Below are 19,545 nucleotides of genomic sequence, written 5' to 3'. Positions count from 1 at the left end.
GCTCCCACCACAGGGCCCGTCGCCCTGTCCTGCCAAAGACCAAGGGCACCCCCGAAATCCCCTTGCCGATGAGGGAACCCCCCTTCGACTGAGGAAGGCGGCGTTATGACCGACCCCTACGCCATCCAGCCGAGCGAGCTCGACCAGCTCCCGGACCGCGACCCCGAGGAGACCGCCGAATGGCAGGCCTCCCTGGACGCCGTCACGAAGGCTGCGGGCCCGCACCGCGCCGCGTACCTGATGCGCCGCACGCTGGAGCGGGCGGAGGGCAACGGTCTCGCGCTGCCCAAGCTGCTTGAGACGGACTACGTCAACACCATCCCGACCGCCGCCGAGCCCTCCGCCCCCGGCGACGAGGCGCTGGAGCGCCGTATCACCGCGTGGAACCGCTGGAACGCGGCGGCGATGGTGACCCGCGGCGCGAAACACGGCGTCGGCGGCCACATCGCGACCTTCGCGTCCGCGGCCTGGCTGTACGAGACGGGCTTCAACCACTTCTTCAAGGGCAAGGAGGCGGACGGCTCCGGCGACCAGCTGTACATCCAGGGCCACGCCTCCCCCGGCATCTACGCCCGCGCCTTCCTCGACGGCCGTCTCAGCGAGACGCACCTCGACAACTTCCGCCAGGAGGCGGGCGGCAACGGCCTTCCGTCGTACCCGCACCCCCGGCGCCTGCCCTGGCTCTGGGAGTTCCCGACGGTGTCGATGGGCCTCGGCCCGCTGTCGGCGATCTACCAGGCCCGCTTCAACCGCTACCTCACCGCGCGCGGCATCAAGGACGTCTCCGAGTCGCACGTCTGGGCGTTCCTCGGCGACGGCGAGATGGACGAGCCCGAGTCGACGGCGGCCCTCGCCCTGGCTTCCCGCGAGGGTCTGGACAACCTGACCTTCGTCATCAACTGCAACCTCCAGCGCCTCGACGGCCCGGTCCGCGCGAACTTCAAGATCGTGCAGGAGCTGGAGGCCCAGTTCCGCGGCGCCGGCTGGAACGTCATCAAGTCGCTGTGGGGCAACGCCTGGGACGAGCTGTTCCAGCTCGACACCACGGGCGCGCTCGTACGCCGCCTGCGCGAGGTACCGGACGCCCAGGTGCAGACGTACCAGACGCGTGACGCGGCCTACATCCGCGAGGACTTCTTCGGCAAGGACCCGGCGCTCGTCGAGCTGGCGAAGCTGCTGAGCGACGACAAGATCCTCGAATGCTTCCACCTCTCGCGCGGTGGTCACGAGGCGTCCAAGGTCTACGCCGCGTACAAGGCGGCCGTGGAGCACAAGGGCGGCCCGACGGTCATCCTCGCGCAGACGGTCAAGGGCCACACGCTCGGCGAGGGCTTCGCGTCGAAGAACGCCAACCACCAGATGAAGAAGCTCTCGACGGACGAGTTCAAGCAGATGCGTGACCTGCTCGAACTCCCCATCAAGGACAGCGACTTCATCGACGGGGTCGTGCCCTACGGCCACCCCGGCGCCGACTCCCCCGAGGTCCGTTACCTCCAGGAGCGCCGCGCGGCGCTCGGCGGCCCGGCCCCGGCCCGTCGTACGCACGCGCTGGCTCCGCTTCCCTCCCCCTCCGAGAAGGCGTTCGCGTCCTTCGACAAGGGCTCCGGCTCGCAGAACGTCGCCACCACCATGGCGTTCGTCCGCCTGGTCAAGGACCTGGTCCGCGACAAGGAGACCGGCAAGCGCTGGGTGCCGATCGTCCCCGACGAGGCGCGCACCTTCGGCATGGAGAGCCTGTTCCCCTCGCTGGGGATCTACTCCCCCAAGGGCCAGACCTACGAGCCCGTCGACCGCGACCAGCTCATGTACTACAAGGAAGCCAAGAACGGCCAGATCCTCAACGAGGGGATCACCGAGGCCGGTTCGATGGCGGACTTCATCGCCGCGTCGACGTCGTACGCGACGCACGGCGAGGCGATGATCCCCTTCTACATCTTCTACTCGATGTTCGGCTGGCAGCGCACGGCCGACCAGATGTGGCAGCTCGGCGACCAGCTCGGCCGCGGGTTCCTCGTCGGCGCGACGGCCGGACGGACAACCCTGACGGGCGAGGGCCTCCAGCACGCCGACGGCCACTCCCCCGTGATCGCGGCGACGAACCCCGCCGCACTGTCGTACGACCCCGCGTTCGCCTACGAGGTCGCCGCCATCGTGCGGGACGGCATCCGCCGGATGTACGGCGAGGCCGCCCCCGGCGAGGACTCGAACGTCTTCTACTACCTCACCGTCTACAACGAGCCGATCCCCCAGCCCGCCAAGCCGGCCGGCCTCGGTATCGACGAGGGCATCGTCAAGGGCCTGTACCGCTTCAACACGGCGGAGTCCGCCGGGCTCTCGCCGGTCGCCAACGCGCCGCGCATCCAGCTGCTCGGTTCCGGCACGGCGATCCACTGGGCGTTGAAGGCACAGCGGATGCTCTCCGAGGAGTGGGGTGTCGCGGCCGACGTCTGGTCGGCGACGTCCTGGACCGAGCTGCGGCGGGACGCGCTGGACGCGGACGCGGCGCTGCTGCGGGGCGAGGAGCGGGTGCCGTACGTGCGGCAGGCGCTGCACGGTGCCGAGGGGCCCGTCCTCGCGGTGTCCGACTACATGCGGCAGGTTCCCGACCAGATCGCGCAGTGGGTCGAGCAGGACTGGTCCTCGCTGGGCGCGGACGGCTTCGGCCTGTCCGACACGCGTGACGCGGCCCGCCGCCACTTCGGCGTCGACGCGGAGTCGATCGTCGTGGCCGCGCTGGCCCAGCTGGCGCGGCGCGGCGAGGTCAAGGCGACGGCGGTGAAGGAAGCACGGGAGCGGTACGGCCTGTAGGGCCGGTTTTCCTCGAACGCCGGACGGGCTGCATTGTCAGCCCGTCCGGCGTTCGAGGACGAGGCCGTTCAGGCCGAAGCGGGGGTCTGGGGGCGGCAGCCCCCAGGGACGGGGCGGCGGGGGCGAGATCCCCCATCATGGGACGCATGCGCGCTGCCCGTCTCATCAAAATGGTGCTGCTGCTCCAGTCCCGCGCCACCATGACCGCCGCCGAACTGGCCCAGGAACTGGAAGTCTCCGAGCGCACGGTCACCCGGGACGCACAGGCCCTCTCCGAGGCGGGCGTCCCGGTGTACGCGGAGCGAGGCCGCGCCGGCGGCTACCGCCTGGTCGGCGGCTACCGGACCCGCCTCACCGGCCTGGCCCGCAGCGAGGCCGAGGTGCTGTTCCTGAGTGGAGTACCGGGCGCGCTGCGCGAGATGGGGCTGGAGGACGCGGCCTCGGCGGCCCGCCTGAAGGTGTCCGCCGCCCTCATCCCCTCCCTCAGCGACGCCTCCCACACGGCGGCCCAGCGCTTCCATCTCGACGCCCCCGCCTGGTTCCGCGAACCGAGAACCCCGGATCTGCTGCCCGTCGTGGCGGACGCGGTGTGGGACGACCGGCGCGTGGTGGCCCGCTACCGTCGCGGCGACGACGAGGTCGAGCGCCCGCTGGAACCGTACGGCCTCGTCCTCAAGGCAGGCGTCTGGTACCTGTGCGCCCGGGTCGCCGACCGCGATGCCTTCCGCGTCTACCGCATCGACCGTTTCACGGCGGTGGAGAGCCAGGGCGAGGAACGCTTCGTACGGGACGAGGGTTTCGACCTCCCGGCGTTCTGGGACGAGCGGGCGGAGCAGTTCGCGCGGTCGATCCTGCGGGCCGAGGTGGTCGTGCGGCTGTCGGCGGACGGCGCGCGGAGACTTCCGTACGCCGTCGATCCGGCCGCCGCGCGGGAGGCGCTGAAGGCCGCGGACGCGCCCCGCGGCGACGATAGCTGGGTGACGGTGACCCTGCCGGTGGAGTCCGAGGAGGTCGCTCACAGCCAGCTCGCGGAGCTGGGCCCGGAGGTGGAGGTCCTGGCACCGGCGAGCCTGCGGGCACGGTTCGCGACGGACGCGGCACGACTGGCCGAGCTGTACGGAACGTGACCATCCGGGCGATCCCCACCGGACTCACCTGGCAACCCCCACCACTTCACCCCCCACGCCTCCGCCGATAACGATCTGCCCCGCTCCAGGTGACAATCCGCTGCACTCCACGTGCGCACCACCCCTCCAGGACCGATGCTTGACCCGTGATGGACGAGACGGAGTTCTGGGAGCTGGTGGACGGCACCCGCGAGGCCGCCGAGGGCGACCCCGAGGAGCAGGCCGACCTGCTCGTCGACCGGCTGCTGCTGCTCGACCCCGAGCTGGTCCTGGACTTCGCCCGGCACTTCGAGGCCCGTTACAACCGCGCGTACACCTGGGACCTGTGGGGTGCCGCGTGGGTGCTGCTGGACGGCGCGAGCGACGACGCGTTCGACTTCTTCCGGTGCTGGCTGATCGGCCAGGGCCGTGAGGTGTACGAGGGTGCCGTGCACGACCCGGACTCGCTGGCCGACCTCATCGACGACTTCGACGACGAGATCGACGGCGACGGTGAGGAACTGGGCTACGCGGCGGACGAGGCGTACGAGCAGCTGACCGGTACCGTCGCCCCCGACCTGGGGATTCCGCCCGCGCCCGCCGAGCCGCTCGGGGCGCCGCTCGACCTGGAGAACGAGGCGGTGCTCGCGGAGCGTTTCCCGAAGCTCCGGGAGAGGTTCCGGCAGGACTGACCCGGGGTACTGGCGTGGGTGCCCGCTCTCCGATCGACCCGATCCCAGTGAGGTCACCGTGGCCCGAATACCGTATCCGGAGCGTTCCGCCAAGGCCGTCGACGCGCTTCCCACCCCATTGAACGCGTTCCGCATGCTCTCCCACGCCCCGGACCTGACGGGCCCCGCGATCGACCTGGGCATGGCGGTGCTCGGCTCGTCGCTGCCGGTGCGACTGCGTGAGCTGGTGGTGATGGCGGTGGCGACGCACACGGACTGCGCCTACGGCATCGTCCAGCACCGCCCGATCGCGCTCCACGCGGGGCTCACCGTCGACCAGTTGGCGTCGGTGGTCGAACTCCGGCCCGAGGACGGCGAGTTCGACGAGCTCGAATCGGCGCTGCTGACCGCGTCGGAGGAGCTGGTGAGCCACCAGTCGCTCACGGACGGCACGTTGGCCACACTCCGCACGCATCTGACCGACCGTCAGCTGGTCGAGGTGATCACGACGGTCGGCTACTACACGATGCTCGCCGGCCTCCTGAACGGCCTCGGCGTGGACATCGACCCGGCGGGCGAGAAGTACCTGGGCCTCGGCAGGAGTGTCACAGAAACGTCCTGATGTCACTCGGGCCAGAACAATTCCGGGGCCGTGGACCTCCAACAGGGCGACAACGCAAGCCAGTTCACCCCCCGGAGGGGTCATGTTCCCGATCGTCCGCACGCGTTCGACGATTCTGCTCGGCGCCGCCGTCGTCGTGGGGGTCGCCGCGCTGGGCGGCGCCCTCCTGTTCGCCGGCGAGAGCGCCGAGGGCTCGAACCTCAACGACCCGGACCCGCAGGCAGTCAGCGAGGTCGCCGTCTGCTCGGACGTGAAGGTCCACGCCTGGGTCACGATGAACGTCGGCACGGTCGCCGAGCCCGACGACAAGTTCGTCGACTACGACGTCGACGCCACCCGTCACGACCACGACCCCTTCGGCCGCACCCTGGCCAAGGGCTGCAACAGCGCCGCCGGAGCCTTCGGGTCCCGGATGCGGTTCCAGGCCCCCGGCCTCGACAAGGGCCGCCCCTTCTACGTGACCGCCCCCGCCGACCGCCGGCACGTCCTGGTCCTCCGCCTCACCCAGCACCCGGACGGCACGGTCACCAGCACGGAGCAGACGGTCGCCGCCCGCTGACGACGGCCGTCTAGGCGGCGGTACGGCGGCGGCTCGTGTCCGTCGGGAGGTAGGCCCGCGTCTGCTCGGCCTTGACCGCGTGGTGCATCGGGGCCGCGTTGGCCTGGTCGAGCGCGGAGGCCGTGACGGCGGCCGGGCCGAGGATCACGGTGGCGACCGCGCAGACGACCGCCCAGGGGCCGCGGGCGGACCTGGCCCAACCGGCCTGCTTCTCCGTGGTGTCGGAGTGACTGCTGTTCATTTTCCCCACCTCCAGCTCAGTGCGTGTGCACGACGTTAGGGAGGCAGGCCAGGGGAACCCGGTGAGTTGCCTGCGAGAAACCTGTGAGCGTGGCGGGGCAAGTGTTCGCCCGGTTCACAGACGTGAGGTCTTGACCGGCGGCGTGACGTCCGGCGTACGGTGGCCGCCGCCGAACAGGAGCGCGCGCCCATGACCAGCCCGTACGTGAAGGGGATCACCCGCGAGGAACACCTCGCGCATCTCCGGCTGCACCCCGACGCGAGCCACCTCCAGATCCCCGAGTGGGCCGACGTGAAGCCCGACTGGACGGCGGAGAGCGTCGGTTGGTTCGAGGGGGAGGCGCTGGTGGCCGTGGCGCTCGTCCTGTACCGCGCGTTCCCGGGCACCGGGCGCTGTCTCGCCTACCTCCCCGACGGCCCCGCGATCGACTGGCACAGCCAGCGCCCGGAACGGTACCTGGACCCCCTGATCGCCCACCTGGAGAAGGAGGGCGCGTTCTCGGTCCGCATCGGCCCACCGCTGGTCGTCCGCCGCTGGGACGCGGCCACCGTCGCGGCGGGCATCGCCGACCCCTCCGTCAGGCATCTGCGAGATCTCCCCACGGACGGCATCGACGGCTACGCACTGGACGCGGCGGAGCGACTGCGGCGCCTCGGGTGGAGCCGGTGCGAGGAGGAGGACGAGAGCGGCTTCGGCCTCGGCCAGCCGCGCTACGGCTGCCGGATCCCCTTGTCCGGACGGTCGGTGAACGAACTGCGCGCCGCGCTCTCCCCCCACTGGCTGAAGTCGCTTCAGACGGCGGAGGCCGGCGGCGTCGGGGTCTTCTGGGGCTCGGCGGACGACCTTCCCGCGTTCCACCGCCTGTACCGGGCCACGGCGGAGCGCGACGGCTTCAAACCCCGCCCCCTCGACTACTTCCGCCGGATGTGGCAGGCGCTCAACGCCGAGGAGCCGGACCGGCTCCGCCTCTACCTCGCCGAGTACGACGACGAGGTCCTCTCCTCCGCCCTGATGATCAGCACCGGCCCCCGCGTCTGGCACTCCTACCCCGCGTCCGCCCGCCGGGGCCGCGAACTCCGCCCCAGCAGCCTCCTGCTGTGGCGCATGCTCTGCGAGGCCCTGGACTCGGGCGCGGACACCTACGACCTCCGCTCCATCACCCCGTCCCTGACAGCCGAGGACCGCCTGGTACCCCGCCTCCTCTTCAAGACAGGCGCAGGCGGCCAGGCGGTCGAGTACCTGGGAGAGTGGGAACGCCCGGTGGGAACCCAAGGCAAGGTCCTGCAAAGGGCGTTGAGCCTCTATCTGTCCCGCAAGTAGAAGCGCCCCGACAGGGGCGCGGGGAACTGCGCGCCCAGCCCCCACCCACCCGCACCAGACATCCGACATCCGACCGAGCGGGGTCCGGGGGCGCAGCCCCCGGGGACGGGCAGGGGCGGCGGGGGCGATTCACCGCCCCTGCAACCGCGCCGCAACCCCCCGAACCTCCGGAAGCCGCGCCAGCAGCGCAGCCCCCGGACAACTCGTCATGTACCCATCCTTGTGCCCCGCCAGCGCGGGCAACGCAGCCGTCGTACCGGCGGCGAACCGACTGAGGCTGTTGCTGGACACCAGCCGCGCCTTCCCCCGCGGATCGACATCCGCGAGCCCCAGCTTCCAAGCGGCCAGCGCGGCAATCGCATCGGTCATGGCCCGAGGAACAGCCGCCCCCGCCGTGAACGTCCCGATCGCCGCGATCCCCGCGGTCCGGTGATTGAACCCCTGCGTATGCGCCCCCGTGACGGCCCGGTCGACACCCCCCGCCCGCCCCTCGTAGATCGTCCCGCAGTGGTCGACGAGGAAGTTGTACCCGATGTCGTCCCAGTCGCGGACCCCCGTCTGACCGGCGTACAGGTACCGGATGATCCGAGGCGCGTCGGCGCAGTCGTACCCGTTGGGCGAGTCCGTGTGATGGACGAAGACGGCGACGACCTTGTCGTCGTACCGCGGCGGCGGCTGCGCGTGCCGCGAGAGCGCGTCGAGCCAGGCGGACCGCGGCACGATGGGCGGCTTGGGCGCGGCGTGCGGAGCGGCGGCGGGCCGGGCCGCGACGGGCGGCCGTACGGCGGCGGTGGCCCGGCGTCCGACGCCGTTCGCGCACAGGGCGAGGACCAGGACCGCGGCGAGGCCGGGCAGACAGGCCAGCGGGACGAGCGCGGAGCGGGGTATTCGTACCCGGCGCCGCCGCCGGGCACCCAGCGTTCTTCTCAGGAGACGCATGGTCACACTCTCGGCCGGAAACGCTCCGCCCGCGATGTGTGCTGTGCCACCCGGTGGAACCATCGTCCTGGTCCGGCACGTTTCTGGGGGTACACGCACGCGTGGCGGGTTCCCGGGGGCCATGCGCGCGGGACTGATCAGTGGGCCCGTTCCTCGCGTACTAAGGGTTCCGAGAGAAAGGCGGCTCCGTGGACCTGCTCGACCTGCTGTTGTTGCTGGTGATCCTCGCCTACGCGGCGTCGGGGTACCGGCGCGGCCTCGTCGCCGGATGTGTCTCGCTCGCCGGGTTCGTGGGCGGCGCGGTCGTCGGCGTGTGGGTGCTGCCGTGGCTGATGGACCTGGTGACCCCGGGGACGACGGCGGCGACGGTGACGGCCGTGCTCACCGTCCTGACCCCGGCGGTGATCGGGCACGAGCTGGCGGGGCGGCTGGCGCTGAAGCTGCGCAAGGAGCTGGACCAGGGCCCGCTGCGGGTGGCCGACGGCATCGGCGGGGCCGCGGCGAACTCGGTGGCGGTGCTGATCGTCGCGTGGGTGGCCGCGAGTGTGCTGGGAGCGTCCTCGTCGGCGACGGTGACGACGGCGATCCAGGACTCGAAGCTGCTGGGCAGCGTGCAGACGCTGATGCCGGACACCACGCCGACATGGTTCTCGCGGGCCACCTCCGCACTCACCGAGGCGGGCTTCCCGCAGGTCTTCAACCCGTTCGAGAACGAGTCGACGGCCGAGGTCGCCAGGCCCACCGGCGACAGCGTCACGACCGCCGCGACGAACGCGGCCAAGCTGAGCACGGTCAAGATCGAGGGCTCCTCGGGCACCCAGGGCCGCGAGGGCAGCGGCTTCGTGTACGCGGCGCGGCACGTGATGACGAACGCGCACGTGGTGGCCGGCATCGACGACCCGACCGTCCGCATCGGCGGGGTCGGGCGGTCGTACGAGGCACGGGTCGTCCTCTTCGACCCGCAGAAGGACGTGGCCGTGCTGTACGTGCCGGGGCTGTCCGCGCCCGTGCTGCGCTTCGACGACAGCGCGGCGCGCGGCGACTCGGCCGTGGTCGCGGGCTATCCGCAGGACGGCGACCTGAACCTCCAGGCGGCGACCGTCGCCAACCGGGTGAACGCGACGGGCCAGAACATCTACAACAACGGCACGGTCACCCGCGAGATCTACTCGATCCGCTCCACCGTCCGCCCCGGCAACTCCGGCGGCCCCCTCCTGACGACCGACGGCAAGGTCTACGGCGTGGTCTTCGCCCGCTCCACCTCGGACGACGAGACGGGGTACGTGCTCACGGCCGACGAGGTGTCCGGGGACGCGAAGCGGGCGGCGACCGCGACGGCTCAGGTGGACACGGGGGACCTGGTCACCTCGTAGGCGGACCGGATCACCGCGCGCGGCCCATGAAGACGTCGTCGACGTACTGCCCGTCGAGCAGGAACTCCTCGGGCAGGACGCCTTCCACGGCGAAGCCCTCCGCCTCGTAGAGCTTGCGGGCCGGGGTGTTGTGGCCGAGGACCCGCAGGGTGAGCCGGCGTGCGCCCCGGCGCCTGGCCTCCTCGACGGCGGCCCGGACCAGCGCCCGGCCGACCCCGTGCCCGCGCGCCTCGTCGGCGACGGCGAGGCCCTGGATCTGGCGGACATGCGCGTTGCAGGCCAGCTCGGTGGGGAAGGCCAGCCGGATGTAGCCGACGATCCGGCGGTCGAGTTCGGCGACCAGATGGTCACCGGGCGCGTGCCGCTCGTCGAAGAAGGGGCGGTACGGCGGCTGCGGGCGGGGCATGACCGCGTGCAGGTGGGACCAGGTGGCGCGGTCCAGTGCGCCCAGTTCCTCGTCGTCGTCGGGCAGGGCTGTGCGTATGTGCGGCTCGGACATGTGGGTCAGGGTACGGCGGGCGCGGCGTGGTCCTCATGGGGGTTTTATGGATCAACGGGGCAGGATGGGCGTCATGGAACGCTCGCGAATCGCGGTGACCGGCGCCTCCGGTCTCATCGGCAGCGCACTGGTACGGTCCCTGACCGCCGACGGCCACGAGGTGGTGCGCCTGGTGCGGCGCAGCGCCCGGAGCGCGGCCGAGGTGTGCTGGGACCCCGAGGGTCAGTACGTGGACGCGGCCGGGCTCGACGGCTGCGACGCGGTGGTCAACCTCGCCGGTGCGGGGATCGGCGACCACCGCTGGTCGGACCCCTACAAGAAGCAGGTCCGCGACAGCCGCGTCCTCGGCACGGCGGCGCTCGCGGAGGCGGTGGCCACGCTGGACCGGCCGCCGCGCGTGTGGGTGAACGGCAGCGCGATCGGCTTCTACGGCGAGACGGGCGACCGTGCCGTGGACGAGGACGCGCCTCCGGGTGACGGCTTCCTGCCCTCGCTGTGCGTGGAGTGGGAGGAGGCGACGGCGCCCGTGCGGGAGGCGGGCATCCGGACGGTGTTCGCGCGGACCGGCCTGGTCGTGGCCCGCGAGGGCGGCGCCTGGGCCAAGCTGTTCCCCCTGTACAAGGCGGGCCTCGGCGGCCACTTCGGGAACGGCCGGCAGTACTGGTCCTTCATCGCCCTGCACGACGAGGTGGCCGCGATCCGCCACCTCATCGACACGGAGGGGCTCTCCGGCCCCTTCAACCTCACCGCCCCGAACCCCCTGACGAACCGTGAGATCTCCGCGGCCATGGGGCGGGTGCTGCGCCGGCCGTCCCTCTTCACGGTGCCGGCGCCCGCGCTGAAGCTGGCCCTGGGCGAGATGTCCGGGGAGGTCCTCGGCAGCCAGCGCGTGCTGCCGAAGCGGTTGTCGGAGTCGGGGTTCACGTTCGCCTTTCCGGAGATCGAGGGGGCGATCCGGGCGGCGCTGTGAGGGGCGGGGCCGGGGTTCCGCGGCGGGGGTGAGCGGTGGAGACCCGGCTGCCCCGGGCGCCCGTGAGCAGCCGAGCCCCGGCCGGCCGAAGCGGCGTCTGAGCACCTCAGCCCCACAACACATCGCTTGATGACACACGGCGACCGTATGCGACCGTTGTGCGACCGTGCCCTGTCGATGCGCGACTTCCCCTGACCGAGCGTGGCCCTAACCTCGACCCGAACTCGGGTATCCCTGGAGGCTGTTGGGGGCATGACGCCTTCACCGGCCGCGCAACCCTGAGGAGGGGCACGTGCTTGAGCCCGCGTACCAGGCGGACGTCGTCGTCGTGGGAGCCGGGGTCGCCGGACTCGCCGCGGCTCATCGGCTGAACAGCGCAGGAGTAACGACCGTAGTCCTGGAGGCCGCCCCTTACGTGGGGGGCCGTATGTCGACCGAGAAGGTCGACGGGTTCCGGCTCGACCGGATCGGACAGTTCCTGTCCACCGCGTACCCCGAACTGCGCCTGACCCCGGGCCTCGGCGCCCTGCTGCTGCGTCCCTTCGCGCCGGGCGTGCTCCTGCACAGCGACGGCCGTCACCACCACGCGGGCACTCCGGCGCCTGGAGGGAGCGCATGGGGCGCACTCCACGCGGTACGCGCCCTGGCGAGCGCCCCCAGGCAGGGCGCGGTACGGAGGGGCCCGCTGTGGGGCGGCCCGGTCACACGGGGACGCGGAGGCACCTCCTGGGCCGCGGCGGCCGCTGGCGGCGGGGCAACCCTCAGGGACCGTACGGGGGAAGCGGCCGGGGCCGTACCGGACCGGACCACGGCCCGGGGTCCGCTCAGGGGCCGCGCCGGTTCGCCGTGGGGCGGTCTGGCGCTCAGGGACCGGGGCACCCCGGCTGCCAGGGCCGGGACGGACGCCTCCTGGGGCGGTCCCACCCTCAAGGAACGGGCGGTGGACACCCGGGGGTCCTCGGCCGTGCCCAGGTCCCGGTCCGGTGCCCCGCTCGGCGGCCCCGTCGACCAGGCCCGCCTCTCCGCCGCGCTGACCCGGCTGGCGGCCACGCCCGTCGAACGCGTCCTCGCCCGCCCCGAATCGGCCGCGGGGCGGGCACTCGCCGCCCGTGGCGTACCCGCACGCACCATCGACGGCTTCCTGCGCCCGCTGCTCGCCGCCCTGCTCTGCGACCCGGAGCTGACCACGTCGAGCCGGTGCGCGGACCTCGCGCTGCGCGCCTTCGCGGGCGGCCGGCTGTGTCTGCCGGAGGGCGGCGCGGAGATGCTTCCCGAGGTGCTCGCCGCCGCGCTGCCGCCGGGCACCGTACGCACCGGCGTACGCGTGACGGGCGTGGCGACGACGTCGGTGACCACGGCCGAGCACGGCGAGATCCGGTGCCGGGCGGTGCTCGTCGCGACGGACGCGCGCGCGGCGGCCGAACTCCTGCCCGGCCTGCGCGTACCGGACTTCCACCCGGTGACGGTGGTCCACCACACGACCGACGACCCGCCCGCGACCGGCGCGGCCCTCCTCCTGGACTCCGACCGCGGCGGCCCGGTCGCCCACACGGCGATCGTCAGCGAGGTCGACCCGTGCCGCGCGCCCGCGGGCCGCGCCCTCGTCTCCTCGACCGTCCTCGGCCCTCCCCCACCGGACGTCGAGACCGCCGTACGCACCCATCTGTCCCGCCTCTACGGCACCTCGACCACCCGCTGGGAGACCCTCGCCGTCCATCACACCCCCGCGGCCGTGCCGGTCATGCGCCCACCACACGATCTACGGCGCCCGGTACGCCTGCTGGCCGGCCTGTACGTCTGCGGCGACCACCGGGACACGAGCACGGTGCAGGGGGCGCTGCACTCGGGCCACCGGGCGGCGAGGGCGATCCTGGCGGACCTGGGCGCGGCGGGTTCGATGCACGCGGCGGAGCGGATGCGCACAACACAGGCCGCCTGAGGCGCACCAAAGGGGCGCGGGGCGGAGTCGATGTGCGGCTCCGCCGCGCGGGCGCGACCAGCCACGACGGCGCCGCGCAGTCCCACCTACAGCCACCCGCACGGCCAAGGAACTCACCCGAACGCGGCGACCTTGTCGCGATACCCCCGCACCGGTGCCGCGTCCTTGTACGGCTCGAGCCGCCGCTCGAAGTCCCGCACATACTCGACAGCCCGAACCGACCGCATCTCCACCGCCTGCCCCGCCGCCTCCGCCCCCAGCGCACAGGCCTGATCCAGCTCACCGAGCCCGAGCCGGGCGGAGGCGAGAACGACCCGGCAGAACAACCGACTCCGGGCGAACGCGGGCGCCCGCAACTGCAACGACCGCTCCGCATGCTGCGCGGCCGCCCGGAACTGCTGGAGATCCCGGTGCGCGTGCCCGAATTCGTCGGCGAGCTGCGCCTCGTCGAAGAACCGCGCCCAGTAAGGCACTTCGTCCCCCGCACGCGCCGTCTCAAGAGCGCGCTCGGCCCGCACGAGCGCCGACGTGCACGCCCGCACCTCCCCGAGCACCCCGTGCGCCCGCGCCTCCACGGAGTGCAGCAGCGACTGCACGACGGGCGGCGCACTGGTCCCCACCCCCTGCTGCGCCACCCGCGCGAGCTGCACGGCCTCGCGCCCGTGCCCGAGGTAGACGGCCTGCCGGCTCATGGTCATGAGCACATACGACCCGTAGGCCCGGTCCCCCGCGGCCTGCGAGAGCCGCAGCGCCTGCACGAAGTACCGCTGCGCGAGCCCGTGCGCGGCGATGTCGTACGACGTCCAGCCCGCGAGCCGGGTGAGATCGGCCGCCGCGGCGAACAGGCGCCGGCCGGTCTGCTCGCCGTAGGTGCCGCGCAGCATCGGCTCGGTCTCGTGCTCCAGATAGCGCACGAGGGCCTGGCGGGCGTGGCCGCCGCCGTAGGCGTTGTCGAGGGTGCGGAAGAGTTCGCCGACCGAGCGGAGGGCGGCGATGTCGCCGCCGGTGACCTTCTGCCCCGGGCCGCGCTGGGCGGCCTGGCCGCGCTGGCGGGGGACGACCGGGCGGCCCTGCGGGGGCACCCGGTTGGCGGGTTCGGAGCGGCCGACCCGGTCGTCGGCGCGGCCGATCAGCCAGTCCCGGCTGGGCACCACGAGCCCGGCCGGGGTGAAGGCGATCTTCCGCAGCTCGGCGTGGCTGCCGGAGTCCTTGCGCCACAGCCCGCTGACGATGTCGACGGCCTCCTCGGGGGTCGCGGCGAACTCGAGCCCGGCGTACACCGGCGCGCAGGCGTCGAGCCCGAGGTCCTGGGCGGTGAGCCTGCGGCCGAGCCGGCGGGTGAAGACCTCGGCGATGAGGGCGGGCGTGGTTCCTCTGGGCTGCTGGCCGCGCAGCCACCGGGTGACGGATGTCTTGTCGTATCTGAGATCGAGTCCGTGCTCCAGACCGAGCTGGTCCACGCGACGGGCGAGACCTGCGTTGGAGAACCCCGCTTCTGCGATGAGCGCGGCGAGCTGACGGTTGGGAGTGCGCTGCGCGGGTCGTTCCGTCATCTGCGGTGCGGTCTCCTGCCTTTCGGGCCTCACAGAGGCCGATGCGGCCACTGCCTGCCCGGATTGCCTGTGAGCAGCCCTTTTGGCCTCGTGAACGGCGCGAATGTAGCGGAGCGTAAGCATCCCGTCGCACATTCCGACGTGCATTCATCCGATCGTGTGAGGATTGATCGCGGGGCTGACGGTCCCGGCCGCCCGGTGGGCCGCCGGCGGTCGGTCGTACAGTGGCGTAGGCATGTTTCGTGCCTTACGACTCATAGGTGCTGCTGAGGAGGCGCTTGCCGTGGGTGAGTTGCGGTTCGTCCGGATGGGCTTCGGCGCGGAGGCCGTCGAGTACCAGGAGGCGTGGGACGAGCAGCGCCGGGTGCACGCGGCCCGCTTCACGGACGAGGTCCCCGACACCGTGCTGCTCCTGGAGCACCCGCCGGTCTACACGGCCGGCCGCCGCACCCAGGACAACGAGCGCCCGCTCGACGGCACCCCGGTGATCGACGTCGACCGCGGCGGCAAGATCACCTGGCACGGCCCCGGCCAGCTCGTCGGCTACCCGATCCAGAAGCTGCCCCGCCCGGTGGACGTCGTCGCGCACGTACGACGCCTGGAGGAGGCGCTGATCCGGGTGTGCGCGGAGTTCGGCGTGGAGACCAGCCGGGTCGAGGGCCGCAGCGGGGTCTGGATCCTCGGCGACCCGGTCGAGCAGCGCCCTTCGGTCGGCGGCCTCTCCCTCGACTTCGACCCCCGTCTGCACGACGAGGAGTTCGACCCCCGCATGAACGGCCCGGAGTACGCCCCCTCGAACGCCGGCCAGCGCCGCGAGGACCGCAAGATCGCCGCGATCGGCATCCGCGTGGCCAAGGGCGTCACGATGCACGGCTTCGCCCTGAACGTGAACCCGGACAACCGCTGGTTCGACCGCATCATCCCGTGCGGCATCCGCGACGCGGGCGTGGCCTCACTGGCGGCGGAACTGGGCCGGGACGTGACGATCGCCGAGGTCCTGCCGGTGGTGGAACGGCACCTGAAGGATGTACTGGAGCACGCGGACCTGAAGCCCCGGGAGATCGAGAAGCGGGACATCGACGTGACGTCGGCAACAGTCGCTCCGACTGGCGTTCCGACGACGACGGGTGCATAAGCCGGCTTGTGTCGGTGCGTCCGGCGTTCCGTGCGGGCACGGGCATGGGCCCGGGCCAGGCCGTTCCGCACTCCGGCGAGGACGCGGGGGGCGAGGGCGGGGGCAAGTCGATCCGCCGCCCGCGTCTCCGGGGACGCGGGCATAAATCCGCCCCTCCGGCGTTGCCCTGAAGGCGGGCCCGCGCAAAGCGGCCTGTCCGGGCAGCCTGTCCGGCCTTTGAGGGCAAGGTATTTCGGGGCCGAAGCAGGGGTCCGGGGGCGCAGCCTCCAGGGGTCAGCACCAGCACCGGGCATTCAAATCAACGGGCGTACCCTTAAGGGCGCCGAAGAATCAATCGCTAGGGAGCCCATCGTGTCCGCAGTCGCACCCGACGGACGCAAGATGCTGCGCCTGGAGGTCCGGAACGCCCAGACCCCCATCGAGCGCAAGCCCGAGTGGATCAAGACCCGGGCGAAAATGGGTCCCGAGTACACGAAGATGCAGGCGCTGGTGAAGAGCGAGGGCCTGCACACGGTCTGCCAGGAAGCCGGCTGCCCCAACATCTACGAGTGCTGGGAGGACCGCGAGGCGACCTTCCTCATCGGCGGCGACCAGTGCACCCGGCGCTGCGACTTCTGCCAGATCGACACCGGCAAGCCCGAGGCCCTGGACCGCGACGAACCGCGCCGGGTCGGCGAGTCCGTCGTCACGATGGACCTGAACTACGCCACGATCACCGGCGTCGCCCGCGACGACCTGGAGGACGGCGGCGCCTGGCTGTACGCGGAGACGGTCCGCCAGATCCACGAGCAGACGTCGTCCCGCGAGGCCGGCCGCACCAAGGTCGAGCTCCTCGCCCCCGACTTCAACGCCGTCCCCGAGCAGCTCGCCGAGGTCTTCTCCTCCCGCCCCGAGGTCTTCGCGCACAACGTCGAGACGGTCCCCCGCATCTTCAAGCGCATCCGCCCCGGCTTCCGCTACGACCGCTCGCTCAAGGTCATCACCGAGGCCCGCGACTACGGTCTGGTCACGAAGTCGAACCTGATCCTCGGCATGGGCGAGACCCGCGAGGAGGTCAGCGAGGCGCTGCGCCAACTGCACGACGCGGGCTGCGAGTTGGTCACCATCACGCAGTACCTGCGGCCGTCGGTGCGGCACCACCCCGTGGAGCGCTGGGTGAAGCCGCACGAGTTCGTCGAGCTGAAGGAGGAGGCCGACCAGATCGGCTTCTCCGGGGTCATGTCCGGCCCGCTGGTGCGCTCTTCGTACCGTGCCGGGCGGCTGTACCAGATGGCGGTCGAGCAGCGTCAGACTGCCGCTCCGCAGCGGGGCGGCGCGTTCGTCGCCTCCCAGGCGGTCTGAACCCACACGCACTCGAAGCCGTGTGAATTCGCGCACAAGCAGCTACTCACCAGTAATACCCGTTGCCGACGCGGCCCTGAACGTCCTCGCAGTTGAGGGCCTTCATCAGGGCCGCGTCAGCGTTTCGGCCCAGCGCATCAAGGTTTCATTGGCGTTTGACCGGTCGGTCACGCCCTGGTAACACCAAACAGTGACACTCGACTTACAGCACGTAGCCCCGAACCCAGAGCCGTTCCGAGGGGGGACCTCCACCATGCAGGCCGCACCCGTTCGCGCCACCGCCATCCCGTCCGTCACCGACGCCCTGCGCGCGGTCGAGTCGCTGCTGCTGAGCAGCGGCCAGCGCACCGCCCGCCGCAACGCGTGGACCTCCGTCCTGGAGGACCGCCGCCGCGCCAAGGACCGGGTCGAGGCACAGCTCGTCATCGAGCAGTCGCTCACCGCCCACTCCTGATTCGCCGCCCTTCGGGCACCGCCGTCGTCGGCGCTCCGCGAGCCACGTAGACTCTTCGCATGGCGAGGAAGGACACGACAGCGGACAACGCTGCGAACCCCGGGCGACTCAAGCAGATCGCTCTGACCTACAAGATGACCCGTAAGGCCGACAAGACGATCGGCCTTGTACTCGCGGCTGTCGGAATCGTTACCTTCGGTGTCTTCCTCGCGATCGGCTTCTTGCTCGGGCACCCCATCTATCTGGGCATTCTCGGCCTGCTGCTCGCCTTCCTCGCGTCGGCGATCGTCTTCGGACGCCGGGCCGAGCGAGCCGCCTTCGGGCAGATGGAGGGCCAGCCGGGCGCTGCCGCCGCGGTACTGGACAACATCGGCCGGGGCTGGACGACGACTCCCGCGGTGGCGATGAACCGCAGCCAGGACGTGGTGCACCGCGCGGTCGGCAAGGCCGGCATCGTCCTGGTGGCCGAGGGCAACCCGAACCGGGTGAAGACCCTCCTGGCCGCCGAGAAGCGGAAGATGGCCCGCATCGTCGCGGACGTCCCGGTGCACGACGTGATGGTCGGCACCGGCGAGGGCCAGATCCCCCTGAAGAAGGTCCGCACGACGATGCTGAAGCTCCCGCGCGTCCTGACGGGCCCGCAGGTGACGGCGACCAACGACCGCCTCCGCGCGATGGGCGACCTGATGAGCAACATGCCGCTCCCCAAGGGCCCGATGCCCAAGGGCATGAAGCTCCCCAAGGGCGGCGGCAAGGCCCGCTGACACCCCCCGCATTTCGGCTTCTACGACGAAGGGGCGACCGGATCGGATCCGGTCGCCCCTTCGTCGTAGAAACGGTAGAGGTCGTAGGGGGAGCGGTAGAAGCCGCCCCTCCTCAGGCAAGCGTCCTGAACCCCCGGTCGTAGTACACCATCGGGGCCCCCTCCCTCAGCCGCACACCCCTCACCCGGCCGATCAGGACCGTGTGGTCTCCGGCCGGGTGGCGGGCGTGGGCGGTGCAGTCGAGTTCGGAGAGGGCGCGGTCGACCGTGGGCAGGCCGCCGGGGCCGGGGCTCAGGCCGCCGTGGGCGAACTTGTCGCCGCCCTTGGTGGCGAAGCGCACGGCGAGGGGGTGGTGGGAGGGGGCCAGCACGCTCACGGCGAAACGGTCGCAGCGCTCGAACGACGGTGCCGAGTCCGCCGAGTTGGCCAGGCACACCAGGACCATCGGCGGCTCCAGCGACACCGAGCAGAACGAGCTGGCCGTGAAACCGCGGGGCGTGCCGTCCTCGCCGCACGTGGTCACCACCACGACACCGGAGGGGAAGCGGGCCATCGCGGCCCGGAAATCCTCGGGCGCCACGGCGGCCTGTTCGGTTTCGAGTACGTCGACTACGTCCTGACGCTCCGGCATGACGGTGCACCACCTGTCGGGCCTCACGGCAGAGGCCACCGCGGTTTCAGCAGCCTCGGGGCGCCTCGGATGCGGCTCACCGACAGTGATCGGGATCGTCATCCGGGTCTAGATCGACTATGCGGGCAGCGCGACGGGGCGGCAACCGGGGAGGCACCCTTCGACGGGCGGAATCCCTGATGCCGCCTGCTCCGCGACCGGTGATCAGGGCGATGCCGGACCGGCGTCCGACCCGGCCGAGCCCGCTCGGATCACGGGGAACCGGGGCGGTGCCCGGGCGACGGGCGAAATCCCAGGCGGTGCCTGCTCCGGGACCGGAAATCCGGGCGAGACCCGACCGGCGTCCGACCGGCCGAGCCCACTCACATCACGGGCAACCGGGGTAGTGCCCGGGCGACGGGCGAAATCCCAGGCGGCGCCTCCTCCGGGACCAGAAATCCGGGCGAGACCCGACCGGGCGCCCGACCGGCCGAGCCCACTCACATCACGGGCAACCGGGGTAGTGCCCGGGCGACGGACGGAATCCCAGGCGGCGCCTCCTCCGGGACCAGAAATCCGGGCGAGACCCGACCGGGCGCCCGACCGGCCGAGCCCACTCACATCACGGGCAACCGGGGGTA

At 71.8% G+C, this 19,545-nt stretch carries 18 protein-coding genes; 13 read left to right on the top strand and 5 right to left on the bottom strand.

What is annotated here, in order from left to right; genetic code table 11:
* The first annotated feature begins 105 nt into the window (after nt 1-105).
* From aceE to ACIRB1_RS09210, 5 genes are all read left to right on the top strand, one after another.
* Nucleotides 106-2,808 carry a pyruvate dehydrogenase (acetyl-transferring), homodimeric type gene (gene aceE / locus ACIRB1_RS09230; protein WP_403465128.1) on the top strand — a complete coding sequence of 901 codons (2,703 nt, stop codon included), beginning with the start codon at nt 106-108 and terminating at the stop codon, nt 2,806-2,808.
* Between the two features lie 146 nt (nt 2,809-2,954).
* The gene (locus tag ACIRB1_RS09225; RefSeq protein WP_403465127.1) at nt 2,955-3,935 is read left to right on the top strand and encodes a helix-turn-helix transcriptional regulator; all 981 of its coding nucleotides are present in this window, start codon (nt 2,955-2,957) and stop codon (nt 3,933-3,935) included.
* 149 nt (nt 3,936-4,084) lie between these two features.
* On the top strand, nt 4,085-4,606 hold the full coding sequence (locus ACIRB1_RS09220) for a DUF4240 domain-containing protein (RefSeq protein ID WP_352183629.1): 522 nt from the start codon (nt 4,085-4,087) through the stop codon (nt 4,604-4,606).
* Between the two features lie 58 nt (nt 4,607-4,664).
* Entirely contained in the window at nt 4,665-5,207 is a 543-nt protein-coding gene (locus tag ACIRB1_RS09215; protein WP_403465126.1) for a carboxymuconolactone decarboxylase family protein, read from the top strand.
* 82 nt (nt 5,208-5,289) lie between these two features.
* On the top strand, nt 5,290-5,766 hold the full coding sequence (locus ACIRB1_RS09210; protein WP_403465125.1) for a hypothetical protein: 477 nt from the start codon (nt 5,290-5,292) through the stop codon (nt 5,764-5,766).
* Nucleotides 5,767-5,776: 10 nt separating this feature from the next.
* Here the strand turns inward: ACIRB1_RS09210 and ACIRB1_RS09205 are convergent, their stop codons facing one another.
* The gene (locus ACIRB1_RS09205; RefSeq protein WP_352183600.1) at nt 5,777-6,007 is read right to left on the bottom strand and encodes a hypothetical protein; all 231 of its coding nucleotides are present in this window, start codon (nt 6,005-6,007) and stop codon (nt 5,777-5,779) included.
* A gap of 189 nt (nt 6,008-6,196) precedes the next feature.
* On the opposite strand from ACIRB1_RS09205, the gene ACIRB1_RS09200 reads away from it, so the two are divergent.
* Entirely contained in the window at nt 6,197-7,327 is a 1,131-nt protein-coding gene (locus ACIRB1_RS09200; protein WP_352183599.1) for a peptidoglycan bridge formation glycyltransferase FemA/FemB family protein, read from the top strand.
* A gap of 129 nt (nt 7,328-7,456) precedes the next feature.
* Here the strand turns inward: ACIRB1_RS09200 and ACIRB1_RS09195 are convergent, their stop codons facing one another.
* Nucleotides 7,457-8,266 carry a peptidoglycan recognition protein gene (locus tag ACIRB1_RS09195; RefSeq protein ID WP_403465124.1) on the bottom strand — a complete coding sequence of 270 codons (810 nt, stop codon included), beginning with the start codon at nt 8,264-8,266 and terminating at the stop codon, nt 7,457-7,459.
* A gap of 188 nt (nt 8,267-8,454) precedes the next feature.
* On the opposite strand from ACIRB1_RS09195, the gene ACIRB1_RS09190 reads away from it, so the two are divergent.
* Entirely contained in the window at nt 8,455-9,639 is a 1,185-nt protein-coding gene (locus ACIRB1_RS09190; protein ID WP_403465123.1) for a MarP family serine protease, read from the top strand.
* 10 nt (nt 9,640-9,649) lie between these two features.
* On the opposite strand, the gene ACIRB1_RS09185 is transcribed toward ACIRB1_RS09190, so the two are convergent.
* Entirely contained in the window at nt 9,650-10,138 is a 489-nt protein-coding gene (locus tag ACIRB1_RS09185; RefSeq protein ID WP_403465122.1) for a GNAT family N-acetyltransferase, read from the bottom strand.
* Nucleotides 10,139-10,211: 73 nt separating this feature from the next.
* Here ACIRB1_RS09185 and ACIRB1_RS09180 point away from each other — a divergent pair, with 73 nt between their 5' ends.
* On the top strand, nt 10,212-11,108 hold the full coding sequence (locus ACIRB1_RS09180; RefSeq protein ID WP_403465121.1) for a TIGR01777 family oxidoreductase: 897 nt from the start codon (nt 10,212-10,214) through the stop codon (nt 11,106-11,108).
* Nucleotides 11,109-11,400: 292 nt separating this feature from the next.
* A complete protein-coding gene (locus tag ACIRB1_RS09175) occupies nt 11,401-13,047 on the top strand; it encodes an NAD(P)/FAD-dependent oxidoreductase (protein WP_403465120.1) in 1,647 nt (548 codons plus the stop codon).
* A gap of 113 nt (nt 13,048-13,160) precedes the next feature.
* Here the strand turns inward: ACIRB1_RS09175 and ACIRB1_RS09170 are convergent, their stop codons facing one another.
* Complete coding sequence (locus tag ACIRB1_RS09170) at nt 13,161-14,600, bottom strand: regulator (RefSeq protein WP_403465119.1); 1,440 nt, start codon at nt 14,598-14,600, stop codon at nt 13,161-13,163.
* Between the two features lie 283 nt (nt 14,601-14,883).
* Here ACIRB1_RS09170 and lipB point away from each other — a divergent pair, with 283 nt between their 5' ends.
* The 4 genes from lipB to ACIRB1_RS09150 all read left to right on the top strand — a co-directional run bounded on the left by lipB (nt 14,884) and on the right by ACIRB1_RS09150 (nt 18,294).
* Complete coding sequence (gene lipB / locus ACIRB1_RS09165) at nt 14,884-15,735, top strand: lipoyl(octanoyl) transferase LipB (protein ID WP_403465118.1); 852 nt, start codon at nt 14,884-14,886, stop codon at nt 15,733-15,735.
* 351 nt (nt 15,736-16,086) lie between these two features.
* Complete coding sequence (lipA, locus tag ACIRB1_RS09160; RefSeq protein ID WP_352183591.1) at nt 16,087-17,076, top strand: lipoyl synthase; 990 nt, start codon at nt 16,087-16,089, stop codon at nt 17,074-17,076.
* Nucleotides 17,077-17,329: 253 nt separating this feature from the next.
* Complete coding sequence (locus ACIRB1_RS09155) at nt 17,330-17,530, top strand: hypothetical protein (RefSeq protein ID WP_352183590.1); 201 nt, start codon at nt 17,330-17,332, stop codon at nt 17,528-17,530.
* A gap of 59 nt (nt 17,531-17,589) precedes the next feature.
* Nucleotides 17,590-18,294 carry a DUF4191 domain-containing protein gene (locus tag ACIRB1_RS09150; protein WP_352183589.1) on the top strand — a complete coding sequence of 235 codons (705 nt, stop codon included), beginning with the start codon at nt 17,590-17,592 and terminating at the stop codon, nt 18,292-18,294.
* 112 nt (nt 18,295-18,406) lie between these two features.
* Here ACIRB1_RS09150 and ACIRB1_RS09145 read toward each other — a convergent pair whose 3' ends face one another.
* The gene (locus tag ACIRB1_RS09145) at nt 18,407-18,925 is read right to left on the bottom strand and encodes a flavin reductase family protein (protein ID WP_403465117.1); all 519 of its coding nucleotides are present in this window, start codon (nt 18,923-18,925) and stop codon (nt 18,407-18,409) included.
* Nucleotides 18,926-19,545: the final 620 nt, after the last annotated feature.

It is taken from the genome of Streptomyces sp. NPDC096013, assembly GCF_044763565.1.
Classification (GTDB): Bacteria; Actinomycetota; Actinomycetes; order Streptomycetales; family Streptomycetaceae; genus Streptomyces.
The sequence above is the reverse complement of the archived record's forward strand: the minus strand, read 5'-3'. Positions and strand labels throughout refer to the sequence as shown.

Bases quoted from the DNA above. Each gene is read 5' to 3' on its own strand.
- ACIRB1_RS09225 (WP_403465127.1), top strand. From the start codon at position 2,955: ATGCGCGCTGCCCGTCTCATCAAAATGGTGCTGCTGCTCCAGTCCCGC.
- ACIRB1_RS09145 (WP_403465117.1), bottom strand. From the start codon at position 18,925: ATGCCGGAGCGTCAGGACGTAGTCGACGTACTCGAAACCGAACAGGCC.
- ACIRB1_RS09185 (WP_403465122.1), bottom strand. From the start codon at position 10,138: ATGTCCGAGCCGCACATACGCACAGCCCTGCCCGACGACGACGAGGAA.
- ACIRB1_RS09180 (WP_403465121.1), top strand. From the start codon at position 10,212: ATGGAACGCTCGCGAATCGCGGTGACCGGCGCCTCCGGTCTCATCGGC.
- ACIRB1_RS09150 (WP_352183589.1), top strand. From the start codon at position 17,590: ATGGCGAGGAAGGACACGACAGCGGACAACGCTGCGAACCCCGGGCGA.
- ACIRB1_RS09170 (WP_403465119.1), bottom strand. From the start codon at position 14,600: ATGACGGAACGACCCGCGCAGCGCACTCCCAACCGTCAGCTCGCCGCG.
- ACIRB1_RS09155 (WP_352183590.1), top strand. From the start codon at position 17,330: ATGCAGGCCGCACCCGTTCGCGCCACCGCCATCCCGTCCGTCACCGAC.
- aceE (WP_403465128.1), top strand. From the start codon at position 106: ATGACCGACCCCTACGCCATCCAGCCGAGCGAGCTCGACCAGCTCCCG.
- ACIRB1_RS09210 (WP_403465125.1), top strand. From the start codon at position 5,290: ATGTTCCCGATCGTCCGCACGCGTTCGACGATTCTGCTCGGCGCCGCC.
- ACIRB1_RS09200 (WP_352183599.1), top strand. From the start codon at position 6,197: ATGACCAGCCCGTACGTGAAGGGGATCACCCGCGAGGAACACCTCGCG.
- ACIRB1_RS09220 (WP_352183629.1), top strand. From the start codon at position 4,085: ATGGACGAGACGGAGTTCTGGGAGCTGGTGGACGGCACCCGCGAGGCC.
- ACIRB1_RS09195 (WP_403465124.1), bottom strand. From the start codon at position 8,266: ATGCGTCTCCTGAGAAGAACGCTGGGTGCCCGGCGGCGGCGCCGGGTA.
- ACIRB1_RS09205 (WP_352183600.1), bottom strand. From the start codon at position 6,007: ATGAACAGCAGTCACTCCGACACCACGGAGAAGCAGGCCGGTTGGGCC.